The sequence below is a fragment of the Sphingomonas profundi genome, from assembly GCF_009739515.1.
In the GTDB taxonomy this organism is placed as follows: domain Bacteria; phylum Pseudomonadota; class Alphaproteobacteria; order Sphingomonadales; family Sphingomonadaceae; genus Alterirhizorhabdus; species Alterirhizorhabdus profundi.
The window spans coordinates 405,267-418,822 of the sequence record NZ_CP046535.1 but is presented as its reverse complement, the minus strand read 5'-3'; the positions used below and the strand labels follow the sequence as shown (position 1 = coordinate 418,822).

General features: G+C 63.0%; 13 protein-coding genes and 5 pseudogenes. 7 read left to right on the top strand and 11 right to left on the bottom strand.

Going from position 1 to position 13,556, the window contains the following annotated elements; all coding sequences use genetic code 11:
* The first annotated feature begins 12 nt into the window (after positions 1-12).
* The 4 genes and pseudogenes from istA to GNT64_RS01950 form a co-directional block, all read left to right on the top strand.
* Positions 13-1,578 carry an IS21 family transposase gene (gene istA, locus GNT64_RS01965; RefSeq protein WP_156677993.1) on the top strand — a complete coding sequence of 522 codons (1,566 nt, stop codon included), beginning with the start codon at positions 13-15 and terminating at the stop codon, positions 1,576-1,578.
* The gene (istB, locus tag GNT64_RS01960) at positions 1,511-2,245 is read left to right on the top strand and encodes an IS21-like element helper ATPase IstB (protein ID WP_156677992.1); all 735 of its coding nucleotides are present in this window, start codon (positions 1,511-1,513) and stop codon (positions 2,243-2,245) included. The genes istA and istB overlap by 68 nt, the downstream gene beginning before the upstream one ends.
* A gap of 203 nt (positions 2,246-2,448) precedes the next feature.
* Positions 2,449-2,670: pseudogene (locus tag GNT64_RS01955) on the top strand (IS3 family transposase); the annotation flags it as partial.
* Positions 2,657-2,770: pseudogene (locus GNT64_RS01950) on the top strand (IS3 family transposase); the annotation flags it as partial. The pseudogenes GNT64_RS01955 and GNT64_RS01950, both read left to right, overlap by 14 nt.
* Here the strand turns inward: GNT64_RS01950 and GNT64_RS01945 are convergent.
* Positions 2,767-3,237 carry a BLUF domain-containing protein gene (locus GNT64_RS01945; RefSeq protein ID WP_156677991.1) on the bottom strand — a complete coding sequence of 157 codons (471 nt, stop codon included), beginning with the start codon at positions 3,235-3,237 and terminating at the stop codon, positions 2,767-2,769. The pseudogene GNT64_RS01950 and the gene GNT64_RS01945 sit on opposite strands and share 4 nt — an antisense overlap.
* Positions 3,238-3,986: 749 nt before the next feature.
* Between GNT64_RS01945 and GNT64_RS01940 the strand changes: the two genes are divergently transcribed.
* The gene (locus GNT64_RS01940; protein WP_156677990.1) at positions 3,987-4,172 is read left to right on the top strand and encodes a hypothetical protein; all 186 of its coding nucleotides are present in this window, start codon (positions 3,987-3,989) and stop codon (positions 4,170-4,172) included.
* Entirely contained in the window at positions 4,169-4,513 is a 345-nt protein-coding gene (locus GNT64_RS01935; RefSeq protein WP_156677989.1) for a hypothetical protein, read from the top strand. Before GNT64_RS01940 ends, GNT64_RS01935 begins: the two co-directional genes overlap by 4 nt.
* Positions 4,514-4,560: 47 nt before the next feature.
* On the opposite strand, the gene GNT64_RS01930 is transcribed toward GNT64_RS01935, so the two are convergent.
* From GNT64_RS01930 to GNT64_RS01910, 5 genes and pseudogenes are all read right to left on the bottom strand, one after another.
* Complete coding sequence (locus GNT64_RS01930; RefSeq protein ID WP_156677988.1) at positions 4,561-4,713, bottom strand: DUF6381 family protein; 153 nt, start codon at positions 4,711-4,713, stop codon at positions 4,561-4,563.
* Between the two features lie 342 nt (positions 4,714-5,055).
* Positions 5,056-5,647, bottom strand: a pseudogene (locus tag GNT64_RS01925) (IS5 family transposase); the annotation flags it as partial.
* Between the two features lie 25 nt (positions 5,648-5,672).
* A protein-coding gene (locus tag GNT64_RS01920) for an IS3 family transposase (protein WP_156677987.1) occupies positions 5,673-6,820 on the bottom strand; the annotation gives its coding sequence in 2 pieces (ribosomal slippage) (positions 5,673-6,559 and positions 6,559-6,820; 1,149 coding nt in all).
* Positions 6,821-6,870: 50 nt separating this feature from the next.
* Positions 6,871-7,044, bottom strand: a pseudogene (locus GNT64_RS21750) (transposase); the annotation flags it as partial.
* A gap of 88 nt (positions 7,045-7,132) precedes the next feature.
* Complete coding sequence (locus tag GNT64_RS01910) at positions 7,133-7,339, bottom strand: helix-turn-helix domain-containing protein (RefSeq protein ID WP_156677986.1); 207 nt, start codon at positions 7,337-7,339, stop codon at positions 7,133-7,135.
* 98 nt (positions 7,340-7,437) lie between these two features.
* On the opposite strand from GNT64_RS01910, the gene GNT64_RS01905 reads away from it, so the two are divergent.
* Positions 7,438-7,971: a hypothetical protein gene (locus GNT64_RS01905; protein ID WP_156677946.1), complete on the top strand. Its 534-nt coding sequence runs from the start codon at positions 7,438-7,440 to the stop codon at positions 7,969-7,971.
* Positions 7,972-8,425: 454 nt separating this feature from the next.
* Here GNT64_RS01905 and GNT64_RS01900 read toward each other — a convergent pair whose 3' ends face one another.
* From GNT64_RS01900 to GNT64_RS01875, 5 genes and pseudogenes are all read right to left on the bottom strand, one after another.
* Positions 8,426-8,845, bottom strand: a complete 420-nt coding sequence (locus GNT64_RS01900; RefSeq protein WP_156677985.1) for a DUF5681 domain-containing protein — start codon at positions 8,843-8,845, stop codon at positions 8,426-8,428.
* Positions 8,845-9,288 carry a DUF5681 domain-containing protein gene (locus GNT64_RS01895; RefSeq protein WP_156677984.1) on the bottom strand — a complete coding sequence of 148 codons (444 nt, stop codon included), beginning with the start codon at positions 9,286-9,288 and terminating at the stop codon, positions 8,845-8,847. Before GNT64_RS01895 ends, GNT64_RS01900 begins: the two co-directional genes overlap by 1 nt.
* Positions 9,285-10,649, bottom strand: a complete 1,365-nt coding sequence (locus GNT64_RS01890) for a site-specific DNA-methyltransferase (RefSeq protein ID WP_197277236.1) — start codon at positions 10,647-10,649, stop codon at positions 9,285-9,287. Before GNT64_RS01890 ends, GNT64_RS01895 begins: the two co-directional genes overlap by 4 nt.
* A gap of 848 nt (positions 10,650-11,497) precedes the next feature.
* Positions 11,498-13,180, bottom strand: a complete 1,683-nt coding sequence (locus GNT64_RS01885) for a recombinase family protein (RefSeq protein WP_156677982.1) — start codon at positions 13,178-13,180, stop codon at positions 11,498-11,500.
* A pseudogene (locus GNT64_RS01875) lies at positions 13,180-13,556 on the bottom strand (DUF2924 domain-containing protein). The gene GNT64_RS01885 and the pseudogene GNT64_RS01875 overlap by 1 nt, the downstream one beginning before the upstream one ends.

The window sequence follows — 13,556 nt, the reverse complement described above, 5'->3', positions numbered from 1 at the left end:
CGGTCGGGGAGAATGCTGGTCGTGGAGACGGTGGCGCGCATCCGGCGCGAGTTCTACGTCAAGGGTAAGAGCATCAAGGAGATCGTGCGCGACCTGCGGGTGTCGCGGAACACGGTGCGCAAGGTGCTGCGGTCCGGCGAGACGGACTTCTCCTACGAGCGGACGGTGCAGCCGCTGCCGAAGCTCGGGCCATGGTCGGCGGATCTCGAGCGGCTGCTGGAGGCCAACGAGCGCAAGCAGCGGCGCGAGCGCCTGACGCTGGTCCGGGTGTACGAGGAGCTGCAGGGGCTGGGCTACCGCGGCGGCTACGATGCCGTGCGTCGCTATGCCACGGCATGGCAGCGTGAGCGGTCGGCGGTCACGGCCGCGGCCTACGTGCCGCTGAGCTTCGCGCCCGGCGAGGCCTACCAGTTCGACTGGAGCCACGAGGTCGTCGTCATCGCCGGCGCGACGACGACGGTGAAGGTTGCGCACATGCGGCTCTGCCACAGCCGGATGTTCTTCGTGCGAGCTTATCCGCGCGAGAGCCAGGAGATGGTGTTCGACGCCCACGACCGGGCGTTCGCCTTCTTCGGCGGCGCCTGTCAGCGCGGCATCTACGACAACATGAAGACCGCGGTGGACGCCATCTTCGTCGGTCGTGAGCGGCGCTACAACCGCCGCTTCCAGCAGATGTGCGGCCACTACCTCGTCGAGCCGGTGGCGTGCACGCCGGCATCGGGCTGGGAGAAGGGCCAGGTCGAGAACCAGGTCGGGCTCGTGCGCGAGCGCTTCTTCACGCCGCGGCTGCGCTTCAGGAGCTACGACGAGCTCAACGCCTGGCTGCTCGACCGCTGCACCGCCCATGCCCAGCGTGCCGCGCATCCCGAGCTCAGGGACTACACAGTCTGGCAGGTGTTCGAGGCGGCCGACCAGCCTGCGCTCATCGCCTACCGTGGTCCCTTCGACGGCTTCCACGCCTTGCCGGCGGCGGTGTCGAAGACGCTGCTGGTCCGCTTCGACTACAACAAATACTCGGTGCACGCGAAGGCGGCGGGGCGCCCGGTCGAGGTGCACGCCTATGCCGAGCGCATCGTCATCCGGCAGGACGGCGAAGTCGTCGGCGAGCATGCCCGGCGCTTCGGGCGCGACCAAACGGTCTACGACCCTTGGCACTATGTGCCGGTCCTCGAGCGCAAGCCGGGTGCGCTGAGGAACGGTGCGCCCTTCAAGGACTGGCCGCTGCCGGTGGCGCTGGAACGCGTCAGGCGGAGGCTGGCGGGCCATGCCGACGGCGACCGCCAGATGGTGGGCATCCTGGCGGCGGTGACGACGGACGGACTGGACGCCGTCGAGGCGGCCTGTGCCGAGGCGCTGGCCGGCGGCACCGTCAGCCGTGACGTCGTGCTCAACGTGCTCACCCGCCAGCGCCAGACCGCCGCGCCCGCCAGCATCGCCACGCCCGAGGCTCTGCGGCTCGCCCGCGAGCCCGTCGCCGACTGCGCCCGCTACGACAGCCTGAGGAGGCCTTATGGAACGTCACGCCATCCTGGAGATGATGGGAACGCTGAAGCTCGTCGGCATGCGCCATGCCTATGACGAGGTCGTCGCCGATGCCGTGAAGCGGCAGCACTCCGCTCAGCGCGTCGTCGGCGACCTGCTCAAGGCCGAGATAGACGAGAAGCAGGCCCGCTCCATCCGCTACCAGATGACGACCGCCAAGCTGCCGCTCGCCAAGGAGCTCGCCGACTTCGACTTCGCCGGCACCGGCATCAACGAAGGCCTGGTCCGCGATCTCGGCACGGGTGCCTTCCTCGAAGCGCAGCGCAACGTCGTGCTGGTCGGCGGCACCGGGACGGGCAAGACGCATCTCGCCATCGCCATGGGCCGTGCCTGCGTGCGGGGCGGAGCGAGGGTCCGCTTCTACAACACCGTCGACCTCGTGAACCAGCTCGAGGCCGAGGCCCGTGCCAGGCGCCCCGGGCGCATCGCCGACCACCTGTCGCGGCTCGACCTCGTCATCCTCGACGAGCTTGGCTACCTGCCCTTCGCGCTCTCGGGCGGCCAGTTGCTCTTCCACCTCGTCAGCAAGCTCTACGAGCAGACCTCGGTGGTGGTGACGACCAACCTTGCCTTCGGCGAGTGGCCCACGGTCTTCGGCGACGCCAAGATGACGACCGCGCTCCTCGACCGGCTCACCCACCACTGCGACATCGTCGAGACCGGCAACGAGAGCTGGCGCTTCAAGAACCGCGAAGCCGCCTGAAACCCTTCCCCGGACCCCCATCCCCCGGTTGACCCGGTGGGTCCACAGGCACCTCCCACGGCCGTCACCGCCTGCGCTCGTGGCGGCGCGCGGCGCCGGCCGCGGGGCCCTCCTGTGGACTACCGGGACAACCCGGCTGCCATCAGAAAAGGGGGTCAAACTTGCACGCCGATACGGGGTCAACTTCCCGAGCCGATTGACACTTGCAGGAGGCTGCTCGGGGAAACTTCTAAAGCCCTGCGCGGGGACGGCGGTGCATCGATCAGCTGCGGCGCGAGCTGCCGGTGTCCGAACGACGGATCTGCCGGGTGCTTGGGCAACATCGATCGACACATCGCAAGGTGCCGCGTGGGGCGGATGACGAGCAGAGGCTGACCGAGGACATCATCGCGCTGGCCAAGCAGTACGGGCGCGAAGGCAGACGTGTTCGACTACATCAGGCGCTTCTACAATCCCACACGCCGGCACTCGACCTTGGGCTATCTCAGCCCCGTGGACTTCGAGCGGCAGGCGCAGGTAGCTTAACCTCGTGTCCTTCGGACCGGCAGCAGCTCATTTTTCCGATTGTCTGCCTGGCGACACCGGCCATCGCTCAGCGCCGCAAAGCCGACAAAGAAGGCTCTAAGATCAAGGTCAGAGACCTCACTCACGAGTGACTGCACCTCTTCTTCGAACTCACCTGTGTTTTCCGGGCGAAGTGTTCGCTGGGTCATCGACCATTCCCCAAACTCGCGATGGTCGATCTGCGTGTTGAATATAGCGCGAATTTGGAAGTGGCGGGGATCGCGGGTAATCCTAGCATAGCACTCCATCACCGCATCATCTGGACCTTCCAGTGCTTGGAGGAAATGCAGTCCGTCCCAGAGCAGCAAGCCAGTGACATCGTCACGCTTGTTCAAAACGGCCGCGACACCGACGATCTCGGCAAACTGGTGCTGATCGTCCGGCGATCGCGCTTCGCTTGTGTAGCAAATTCGTAGCATCGGCCCCATGCTCCTTATCTGATGGAGCGTACGAACTGACGGTTACTGAAAAGCAACCATCAATGCTAGCGCGCAAAGTGCCGGCGTTCACGTGCTGCTGAGACGTAGGCGCGGACGGTGAAGCTGTCGATGCTCAAGTGGCTTGTGGGGGAGGCAAAGGCGCGGCCTGCAAAGAAAGCTATCGTGTCCGCGATGGTTGCGTCGGTCCATAGCGCTTCCATGCTCGGGCGAGGCGAGATGCTCTACCGGGGAGTTACCCGATCCTCGATCCCTGTGGTTGCGCCCCGGATCTTCGGTGCCCCCGCGAGGAATTGAGCATGACCCGTATCCGGACAGATGGCACATACGGGCGGAAACTGGTCGTGATCCGCAGCCAGCACATCCTCGAATGCCGGCTTTATCGCCGTGCAAGCATTGGCTGCCCGCACTGCGAGATCGGACGAACCCCCTGCCCTGCAATAATCTTTGCGGTGCTGCCTTGGCTTCGTCCATGATGCTTCGGTCCATCGGACGCGGACATAATCCGCCTCCGCCGACAGCATCTCGCGCTTCAAGGTGCCCGTACCCGGTAGAGGGACGCTTCGGAGCGCTCGTGATCGTGGTGCCGCCACTCGAAGAGGGAGCCCCGATTGGGTGCCTATTTACGAAAGACCATTGGGTGACCGCATCGCATGCCCGCGCCAACTCGCACTTACGAGCCGTCTAACACACGGCTACGTGTTCTTTATGAATTGCTCTGGGGGAGTTAGGATCGTGGGATGGTCGACCAGTGCACCGATCCTATCTCCCGCGCCGTGACGCTGATGCGCCAAACGATAAACCTGCTCGATCAGGAAGGAGCAGGGTTGGCCACCTCCCACCTGCAGATAGCGATCGACATGGCTGAATCGTCAGGCTGTCGCCGGCCGAATGATCACGCTCGTGACCGCCAGGAGTTGTCATGACCGCGTCGTCCATCCTGGCCATCGCCACTGTCTCCACCGCCGGACTGCTGGTCGATCACGGCGACCGGCAGGAGCTGATCCATTGGCAGCGGGTGCAGGACATCTCGGTAGGGACGATGCAGGGCTTCAGTGGCGAAAGCCTGTTCGTCATGGCGATCGAGCTGGCCTGCGGTCGCATCCTGATGTGCCGGGAAGACAGCAGCATCTGGCACGAGCTGAACCTGTATGTGGCCGGGCAACTGCCGGCGGTGGTCCCGTTCGACGCCTGGGGGCCAGCCTTGGTGGCCGCGCCTGGCGCGCCTCTGGTGATCTATACCTTCGGCCCAGTTGGATCGGCATGAACCGCGTCCGCACGTTCGAAGGCAGGGTCCGGCTTGCCGCCAACCGGTCAGGGCTTCGTGTCAGGCGCGCTCGCCTGGTCAGCCAGCGCGCTCAGCCGGTAGCCTTCCGCATGCAGCTGGTCGCGCTCGCGCGCATCCTTGGCCTTGGTTGCCGCGAGGTGAAAACGCATCGCCTCGAAGCGCAGTTGAACAACATCCATTCCGCACCTCATCGTTCGGCGGGTTTTGCTGCTGGCAAGCTGACGGAGCGCCCTAGTAAGGGCCACGGGCCCATAGCGTCGTGACCCGGATCAAGGCCAGAATGGATCAGATAATTAACGCACTTGCGTTAAGCCTGCCGACCCTGATCGTTAGTGCTGATCCACAAACACAATCTCGCTTTTTGGAGTTGGTCTACAGCTTCGCCCGCATGATCGCGCTCGTGATCGAACACCATCCACACCGTGCGTTCGCGGACCTCAGGAGCGCAAACTTGTTCGTCGTCTTGCTCATACAGGCTCCACCTTCTCAGGAGTTGGAGCCTCCGACAAACCCGGGGCGGTTCACGCCGAGGCGGAGCGGATGGTGCGCTCGAACTCCTTGGCGAGACGGCGGTTGCGATTGAGCCAGGCGAAGGTACGCTCCACGACCCAGCGGCGCGGATGGACGCCGAAGCCGGTCTGATCGGCGAATTTGCGGACGATCTCGATGCTGATCAACGTCGCGGCGGCGACCCGCGGGCTGTTGTAGGCGCTGTCGGCATAAGCGAGCTTTACGAACGGGTGGCGGTGACGCGACTGCTTCAGCAGCGGCACGGCGCCATCGCGGTCCTGAACGTCGGCCGGGTGCACGAGGAGTTCGAAGGCACGCCCGTCGGTATCCACCATGGCGTGTCTCTTGCGGCCCATCACCTTCTTGCCGGCGTCGTAGCCGCGCGGGCCGCCGGCGTCGGTTGTCTTGACGCTCTGGCTGTCGATCACAGCCGCGGACGGGGCCGATCCGTATCCGGTCGAGCTGCACCAGATAGTGGTTTAGCCCCTCGAAGGCGGCGATGTCGCGCAGCTCGGCAAACCAGCGGTAGACTGTACGCCACGGCGGAAAGCTGTCGGGCAGGAAGCGCCAGGGACACCCCGCCCGCAGTACGTAGAAATGAGCTGCTGCCGGTTCCGTGGACACGAGTTTAAGCTACCTGCGCTTGCCGCTCGAAGTCCATGGGGCTGAGGTAGCCCAGTGTCGAGTGGCGGCGCGTCGGATTGTAGAAGCGCTCGATGTAGTCGAACACATCGGCCTTGGCGTGATTTCGCGTGCGGTAGGTTTTACGCCTGATCCGCTCGGTCTTCAGCGAGGAGAAGAAGCTCTCCATCGCCGCGTTGTCCCAGACGTTGCCCGACCGGCTCATCGAGCAGGTCACGCCGTTGTCGGCCATCAGCCGCTGCAACTTCTCGCTCGTATATTGGCTGCCCTGGTCCGAGTGATGCAGCAGAGGGTCGGGCTTCCCGCGCCGCCAGATCGCCATCATCAGCGCGTCGGTGACGAGCTGGGCGGTCATGCTGTCGCTCATCGACCAGCCGACCACCCGGCGCGAGAACAGGTCGATGACGACTGCGACGTACAGCCATCCTTCGACGGTCCAGATGTAGGTGAAGTCGGCGATCCACCGCTGGTTGGGCGCTTCGGCCGTGAACTGGCGGTCGAGGAGGTTGTCGGCGATGACCGATCGCAGGCCGTCGTCCTTCGGCAGACCACGACGCCGGGGTCGAGCCTTCAGGCCGTGAACACGCATCAGCCGCTCGACACGGTGCAAACCACATGACAGGCCTTCGGCCAGAAGGTCGTGCCAGACCCGGCGTGCACCGTACGTCCGATAGCTGGAGATGAAGCTGGCGCGAACCCTGGCGCCGAACGCCTCGTCGCTCCGGGCACGCGCACTAGGTGCCCGAACCAGCCAGGCGTGAAAGCCGCTGCGCGAAACACCGAGCGCTTCGCAGATCCACGATATTGGCCAGGTTCCCCGGTGCTTCGCGATGAACTCGAACTTCATATCGAGTCCCTGGCGAAGTAGGCCGCCGCTTTTTTTAGGATGTCGCGCTCCGCCTTCATCCTGGCCAACTCGCGGCGCAGCCGCTCGATCTCCTGCTGCTCGGGCTTCATCACGCCGTGCCCAGGAAACGCCGACCCCGGGTCCGCCGCCTGCTCCCGCACCCATTTGCGCAGCACATTCTCGTGCAGGTCCAGATCGCGTGCGGCCTGCGGCACCGACACCCCGCGTTCCCGAACCAGCTTCACCGCCTCGAGCTTGAACTCACGGCTGAACTTCCGTCGTTGCATCCCCATCCTCCGGTTCCAAAAACACCTTATCTCGGTGTCCACGAAACCGGCAGCAGCTCAAAAATCCCGTTCAAAATCTCGCACCAACTCCATCGTCGCTTTCGCCCTCTGCTGCATGGCTCGGGCAGAAACGGCGCGATGATCCGCCACTCCGCGTTCGTCAGGTCGCTTCCATAGCGCAGGCCCGCGCGGCTATGCTGCACACGGGCGGTCGGGCTCCACATGATGTCTTCCAAGGTTGGTCTTGCAACCCCTCGGAATCACGCCGAAGCTCGATCGTCCACCGTTGCGCAGCCGTTCTGACACAGCCTCTTAGGAGCTGATGAGCGCGACCGGGGTGGTTCCTAACGCCTGGGCGAGCTCGAACAGTGAGACGACCGTCGGATTGCGTCGACCGCGTTCGAGGTCGGAGATGTACTGCTGGGTGAAGCCGGAGCGTTCCGCCAGCTGCTCCTGCGACAGCCCGGCCTCATGGCGTACGCGCCGCACATTGTCTCCCACCAGCTTGCGCATATCCATGCGCGCCGAGTTGACTGGTCCGCCGGTCGGAGTTTATCCTCTATAGTATGTACTCCGGAGAAGCACCCGCCACCACGACGCATGATGGAGTCGGCGTCGTGGAGATTATGGCAGCAGCATCGGCTGCAGCATTTGGCAGGCCGCTCGTAACGAACGTGCTGCGAGGCCTGGTGGTCGAAGCGATTGTAGCCGCCGCCCTTTGCCCGTCCTGGCGTTGGTGTTCTCAGGATTATCACGCATGGGATTTCGAGCGAGCGGATGGCCTTCGGCTGGAGGTCAAGCAATCCGCCATGCGCCAGAGCTGGGAGAGCATCAGGCCAAGCCGCTGCGCCTTCGACATCGCGGAACGGACCGGAAGGTGGGATGGAGCCGAGTGGATCGGCGATCGTCGCAGGTGGGCAGACCTCTACATCTTTGCTCTCCACGAAGTTCTGGACGCCTCTGCCGACCACCGCGATCCGCAACAGTGGAGCTTTTATGTGGTGGGAGCGAGCAGACTACCTCATCAGCAGACGATTGGATTGCGAGGCGTACGGCGCCTGGGTGAGCCGTGCCGCATCGACGATCTCGCGAAAGTTGTTCATTGCGCAGCGTCGTCACTTGAGACTTCAGACGGGCAGCCCGCCGCCTAACGGGTGCGCGCGAGCTGGAAGCTCGGCGTCCGGTGCGACCTTACCCACAACAGGAACTGCGAGATGCTGTCGACCTGGTCGTCAAACCGGCCGTTCGGGAATTGCGCGAGCTCGGATCGAAGGTCGGCATGCCAGGTCTCCCGCTTGAATGTGGACGCGGCCTGCTTCGATTGTTGCCGACTCCGCGCTCAAGCGGGAGACCTTGTCGAGCTTGGGCCGTGGGCGATCGGCAGTGCCACCCCGACGACCCTGCCTTCGCCGATCTGCTGGATCAAAGCCGACCCGACGTTCTATGTTCGACGACAGGCGCGTTGGCTCGCCACTTACGCGTGAGCACATTCGCCATCTTCACGAGTTCAGCAAAGACTGCGACAACGGCTGTAACGATCAACAAGGTAGCATCTTCATCAAATGGTAAGTGCGGATAACCCCAATCTTCAACATTCCTTCTCTCTCAAGGATTGTCGTCTCGACTTCGCATGTGTGCGAATTTTGCTTCAAATTCCTCAATCGTGAGCTTCTCCGGGAATATCGCGACGGCATGAGGCGGGATCGTCTCGCGGGCGGAGAAGCGGAGCTGCAAACCATCGAAAAGCTTCATCGCGGCGTTATCGCCTTTGGCTGCCCTGGAGCGCACCAGCAGGATAATGATCTCAACCGCCGTGCGCTTGCGTCGACGGCCTTTCTCCATCACGGGATGTTTCTGTAACGCCACCTTGCGAATGATCGACGCGCGGTTCCGCCGCCCCGTCGGCCTACCTTTTGGATTTCGAACCTCACCGTTCTTAATGCGTCCGCTCTGCGAACGCGCTTGCTCAGGATCCTGATAGTCAGGATCTTGATCGTCGGGTTCGTTATAATGAGGCCAGCTCATCACGGGCGATCCCGACGATCAGCCGGGACGAGCCCATCTCGTTCTCCTTGCCATGGCGGGGGGCCGAACCGCTTGTACATGTCCATCCACTCTACATTATCCCATTCTTTGGGGATTGTGAGCACGACGCCGTCACCACGCTGACCTTCGGGCTCGTTGATAATCCCTGCTTGCGCACAGGCCTGTAACACCGTCTTTGCCGATTTAAGGCAACCGGTCATTGCCTTGCGTGTAAGGGCGGTGAAGTTCGCCTCGTAGGGATCGAGCTCGACAACCTTATCGCCGACTCGCATGGAGATCGGGGCATCCAGGATCGCCGATGGGTCGATCGTACCAGCCTTAACAGTAACCTTGCGACGCCCTTGATTGCCGCTTTGGCCGGGCTTCCATTGGCTATGCTTGGGAGGGCGCTTATAGCCGACCGCCGGGGGATCGTCGCTCATGCCGACGCCTCCAGCAGAGCCGTGTTCATCTCTTGCGGCGGTTCGGGCGTGGCTTCGGCCCGCCGCCTTTGCTCGAGCTGAACAAATGTCTCGTTGGTATTAGCAAGCCGCACGTCGAGATTGATGGCGAGACTGCGGCGCGCGATGACATCGCAATATAGCGGATCAAGCTCCATCAACCGTCCGAGCCGCCCGGTATTCTCGCATGCCACCAAAGTTGTTCCCGAACCACCGAACGCATCCACGACGATGTCTCCTGGATTGCTGGCATCCTTGATGGCGTCACCGATCATATCGACGTTCTTGACCGTAGGGTGCATATCCAAATCTTGATCCCGGGTGGCACTGAAGCTGGAAGCGCCTGGGTATTCCCATACGTTTGTCCGGTTCCTGCCTGTGCTTCCAAGAAGCACATTGTTGATGTGACTTCGTTTGCCTCGCTGATAAATTGCTATTAGTTCGTGTCGGGATCTCAGAAAGCTCCCCATGCCGCCGTTCGGCTTCACCCAGACTGCAAGATTCACCTGCCGGGCAAAAAGGCTATCGGCGACGCTGGAGAGATCGCCCAGCATCCGCCAATCCGAGAAGATGTAGTGCAGCGATCCAGAGCGGCTGCACCGGACGAGCTCGCTGAGTGCCCCGTGGAGAAAAGATCGGAACTCAGCGTCGGTCATTTCCCCCGAAGCCTCGACAAACTCCCGGTGAACATTCTTGCCAAGGCCACTCACATGGCCGGCGATGCGGCAATTGTAGGGGGGATCGATGATGACCATATCGGCACGCTCCCCGCCCAATAGCCGCACATAGTCCGCCCTGTTGCGAGCATTCCCACACAGCAATCGATGCCGGCCTATCATGAACAAGTCACCCGCGCGCGACACCGCTTCCCCGCTGATAACGGGGTTCGGCAGAGGCGCTTCTTCGATCCGCCGCGAGGGAACGTCTCCAAGCAGTTCGATTTCTTCAAGGTCGAAGGATGTGTCAGTCAGCTCGAACGACGGATCAAGGTCGATGATCTCGGCGAATGCAGCTGGAAGCAACGTCCGATCCCAGTCCGAAAAGTCCGAAACCCGATTGTCCGCAATGCGATAGGCGAGGAGTTCGGCCTCGGACAGATGATCGAGCCTGATCGCCGGAACCTCGGTCATCCCCATCTCACGAGCCGCATCGACGCGTGCGGCTCCGGCAACGATCATGTTCCTGCCGTCGATTAGAACCGGCATCGTAAAGCCATAGCGCGATATGGATGCCATTAGGGCTCGACGATGGCGCTTGGCATATACTCGTGGATTACCTGGACGGACACGAATGTCGGCCAGCGAAATCAGGAGGATCTTGGATGAGATAAAACGCTTCGCCATAGCTTTCCATTTCACCGCATATCGGCGGATCTCGGTTGACGCGCCTGCGACTAGCGCCACTCGACGCAGTTGATCGGGTTTGGCATCGCTACTCGTCAAACCGCTTTCGCGATGAACGAAACGCCGACATCGGTGGCCGGCTTCAAGCTGAAGAGTTGTCGATGACCGTGCCATTGGCTCGGCCTTCACATTCGGGTGCAGGGTTCCTGTCCCGAGCGGCCCTTAGGTTCTAAAGGCCGCCATCCCAACCTTGTTGCGATTCGCTAAACTTTTCATGGTTCAGCTTCATTGTCAACGCCCGTACTACCTGGGATGCCAAAAAGGAATTTTGAGCTGACTGCCCAGCAGCGGCGATCGAAGTCCGTAACGGTCCCGCGAGAAATCCCTAAAGGCGCTGCGCCGTTTTAACGCCCAAACCTCTGACGTATCCCAGTTTTCTTGAGCTTGGCACTTGCTCAGCGTCAAAAAAGATCAAAAAGCCCATCAAATATCCCTTAATTAGGGAACTCCACGGGCAGACGCGTTCGCTCCCGCCTGCATGGCGCACCAAACAGTCCTGACATATTCTGGGATCTGGAGAGTTTCGGCTACGGTCGAGATTGTGCCCGACTTTCCGGGGCTTTGCAGGAGGCGGTTTGCGGTTTGGGACCAAACCGGTCTCTGATGGTGGCGTAGCAGGCCTCTTTCCCGGCCCCGTCTCAGTTCGGAAAACTTTGACCCCAAAACCTCTGTGGTTGGGGTTGATTTCTATGTGTAATTATTTGCGTGCGCAGGCCGCCGCCCGCTGACAGCCGATGGAACGACAAAGGGCGCGTCCCGGCGCGGCTCCTGGTTTGTGAGGATTGGGTTCAGACGAACCCGAGCTGCTTGCGTTGCTCCGTCCAGTCCGTCGGCAGCTCCATCGCAAGCAGCCGTTTCGCTGTGAGTTCAACGGGCTGCGTACCTTGCGCGATCGCTTTGACGATGTCGGGTGCGAGCCACGCGATCGGCAACAGTCGCGCCATATGCTTGCGGCACTTACCGAGGTCTGCGGCGATGCCAGCGAAGGATGTGTTCGGCCGGCTCAGCACCGCTTCCCGCAGGTCGATGGCTTCGCTGACGAGCGCGGCGAGCTTCGGATCGGTCTGGTGGATGAGCGGTGGTGCATCGTCCGGGCCGGGTATAACCAGCCGGATCTCGTGACCACGACGCACCCGCTCGACTGCGATGCTGATGCTTGTTTGCCCATGATGCTCTTCGGCTTCGATCCCGCAGCGGCGGAGAAGGTCGCCCTCGCGGATGATGATGTCGAGGCGATCCTCGTGAAGCGCGATGCGCTCGATGCCCAGCGCTCCGGCCTGGGCCAATACGGACGGCTCGTTGGCGATCCGCTGCGCTGCATCGGCGGTCTGCCCGGCGCGGCGCGGATCGACTGTGACGGCAAGTCGGATGATGCGGGTGCGGTCCCTGAGCAAGGTCCGCATCCGCTCGTCGATCAGCCGTTCGACGTCCCACGCGCTGACCCGCCACGCCGGTTCGTCCATCGATGGGTCGCGGGTGACGTAATAACGGTAGCGCCGACCGCCCTTGGTCGCATGGCTTGGCGTCATGGCTCGGCCAAGACCATCGTGGAGCAGGCCGACGAGCAGCGAGCGGCGCTCGCCGCTGCGGCCGGTCACCATACCGGGGCCACGGGCTACGAGCCGCTCCTGTACCTGCTGCCAGAGTTCCTGCGCTACGATGGCGGGATGCTCGCCGGGGTGGGCGACGCCGTGGTGGACGATCTCGCCAAGATAGATGCGGTTCGCGAGCAGATGGTAGAGCGTACCGCGGCGAAACGGGCAGCCACCGCGATGCGGGCCGCTGGCACGCACCTGCAGCTTGGTGCGGTGGCCATCGGCCGCCAGTTCCTCGACCAGCGCCTTGACCGAGGGCAGCACGAGGTAGCGGCGCATGATGTGGCGGACGAGCTCGGCCTCGGTCTCGTTCACGATGAGCTTCCTGTCCCGCACCTCGTAACCGAGTGGCACCGGGCCACCCATCCACATGCCCTTCTTCTTGGACGCGGCGATCTTGTCGCGGATGCGCTCGCCCGTCACCTCGCGCTCGAACTGGGCGAAGGAGAGCAGCACGTTGAGCGTTAGCCGTCCCATGCTGGTGGTGGTATTGAACGCCTGCGTGATCGAGACGAAGCTGGCGCCCCGCGCATCGAGGATCTCGACGATCTTGGCGAAGTCCGACAGCGCGCGGGTCAGCCGGTCGACCTTGTAGACGACGATGACATCGACCTTGCCAGCCTGCACGTCGGCCAACAGGCGCTTCAGACTCGGCCGTTCCATGCTGCCGCCGGAGAAGCCGCCATCGTCATAGCGCTCCTGCACCAGCGTCCAGCCTTCGTGCCGCTGGCTGAGGATATAGGCCTCGCACGCTTCCCGCTGCGCATCGAGGCTGTTGAATTCCTGGTCCAGCCCTTCCTCGGTCGACTTGCGGGTGTAGATCGCGCAGCGAACGTTGCCGGTGCGGAGCGGCACCGGCTTCCTCGCCCGCGCCATCAGGTTCTCCTCTTGTCGGTCAAGCCGAAGAAGCGCGGGCCGGACCATGCTGCGCCCGTGACTTCGCGGGCGATGTGGCTGAGCGAGCGATACGTCCGGCCATCGAGCCGATAGCCGTTTGCTTCGACCGTCACCATGATCGTGCGACCGTGCCACGTCCGCACCAGCTGCGCGCCGGGACCAAGCGCGCGTTTTGGAGAAGCCGATCGCCCTCTTCCGCCCGCTTCAGCTGGCGCATGGTGGCACTGGGCAGGCCCCCTGCCCTGTTCTCCTGGAGCCGGTAGGCGAGACCGCGCAGCAGCAGGCCGGCTGGTAGGCGTGGCGCTTCACTGCCATGCTGCGCCGCCCATGCCGCGCGCAGCTGGGCTGCGGACAT

What these genes read in the sequence shown, in the direction of transcription:
- GNT64_RS01900 (WP_156677985.1), bottom strand. Translation starts at nt 8,845, where the DNA reads ATGAGCTGGCCTCATTATAACGAACCCGACGATCAAGATCCTGACTAT.
- GNT64_RS01910 (WP_156677986.1), bottom strand. Translation starts at nt 7,339, where the DNA reads ATGGATATGCGCAAGCTGGTGGGAGACAATGTGCGGCGCGTACGCCAT.
- GNT64_RS01930 (WP_156677988.1), bottom strand. Translation starts at nt 4,713, where the DNA reads ATGGATGTTGTTCAACTGCGCTTCGAGGCGATGCGTTTTCACCTCGCG.
- GNT64_RS01885 (WP_156677982.1), bottom strand. Translation starts at nt 13,180, where the DNA reads ATGGCGCGGGCGAGGAAGCCGGTGCCGCTCCGCACCGGCAACGTTCGC.
- GNT64_RS01890 (WP_197277236.1), bottom strand. Translation starts at nt 10,649, where the DNA reads ATGGCGAAGCGTTTTATCTCATCCAAGATCCTCCTGATTTCGCTGGCC.
- istB (WP_156677992.1), top strand. Translation starts at nt 1,511, where the DNA reads ATGGAACGTCACGCCATCCTGGAGATGATGGGAACGCTGAAGCTCGTC.
- istA (WP_156677993.1), top strand. Translation starts at nt 13, where the DNA reads ATGCTGGTCGTGGAGACGGTGGCGCGCATCCGGCGCGAGTTCTACGTC.
- GNT64_RS01945 (WP_156677991.1), bottom strand. Translation starts at nt 3,237, where the DNA reads ATGGGGCCGATGCTACGAATTTGCTACACAAGCGAAGCGCGATCGCCG.
- GNT64_RS01895 (WP_156677984.1), bottom strand. Translation starts at nt 9,288, where the DNA reads ATGAGCGACGATCCCCCGGCGGTCGGCTATAAGCGCCCTCCCAAGCAT.
- GNT64_RS01940 (WP_156677990.1), top strand. Translation starts at nt 3,987, where the DNA reads ATGGTCGACCAGTGCACCGATCCTATCTCCCGCGCCGTGACGCTGATG.
- GNT64_RS01935 (WP_156677989.1), top strand. Translation starts at nt 4,169, where the DNA reads ATGACCGCGTCGTCCATCCTGGCCATCGCCACTGTCTCCACCGCCGGA.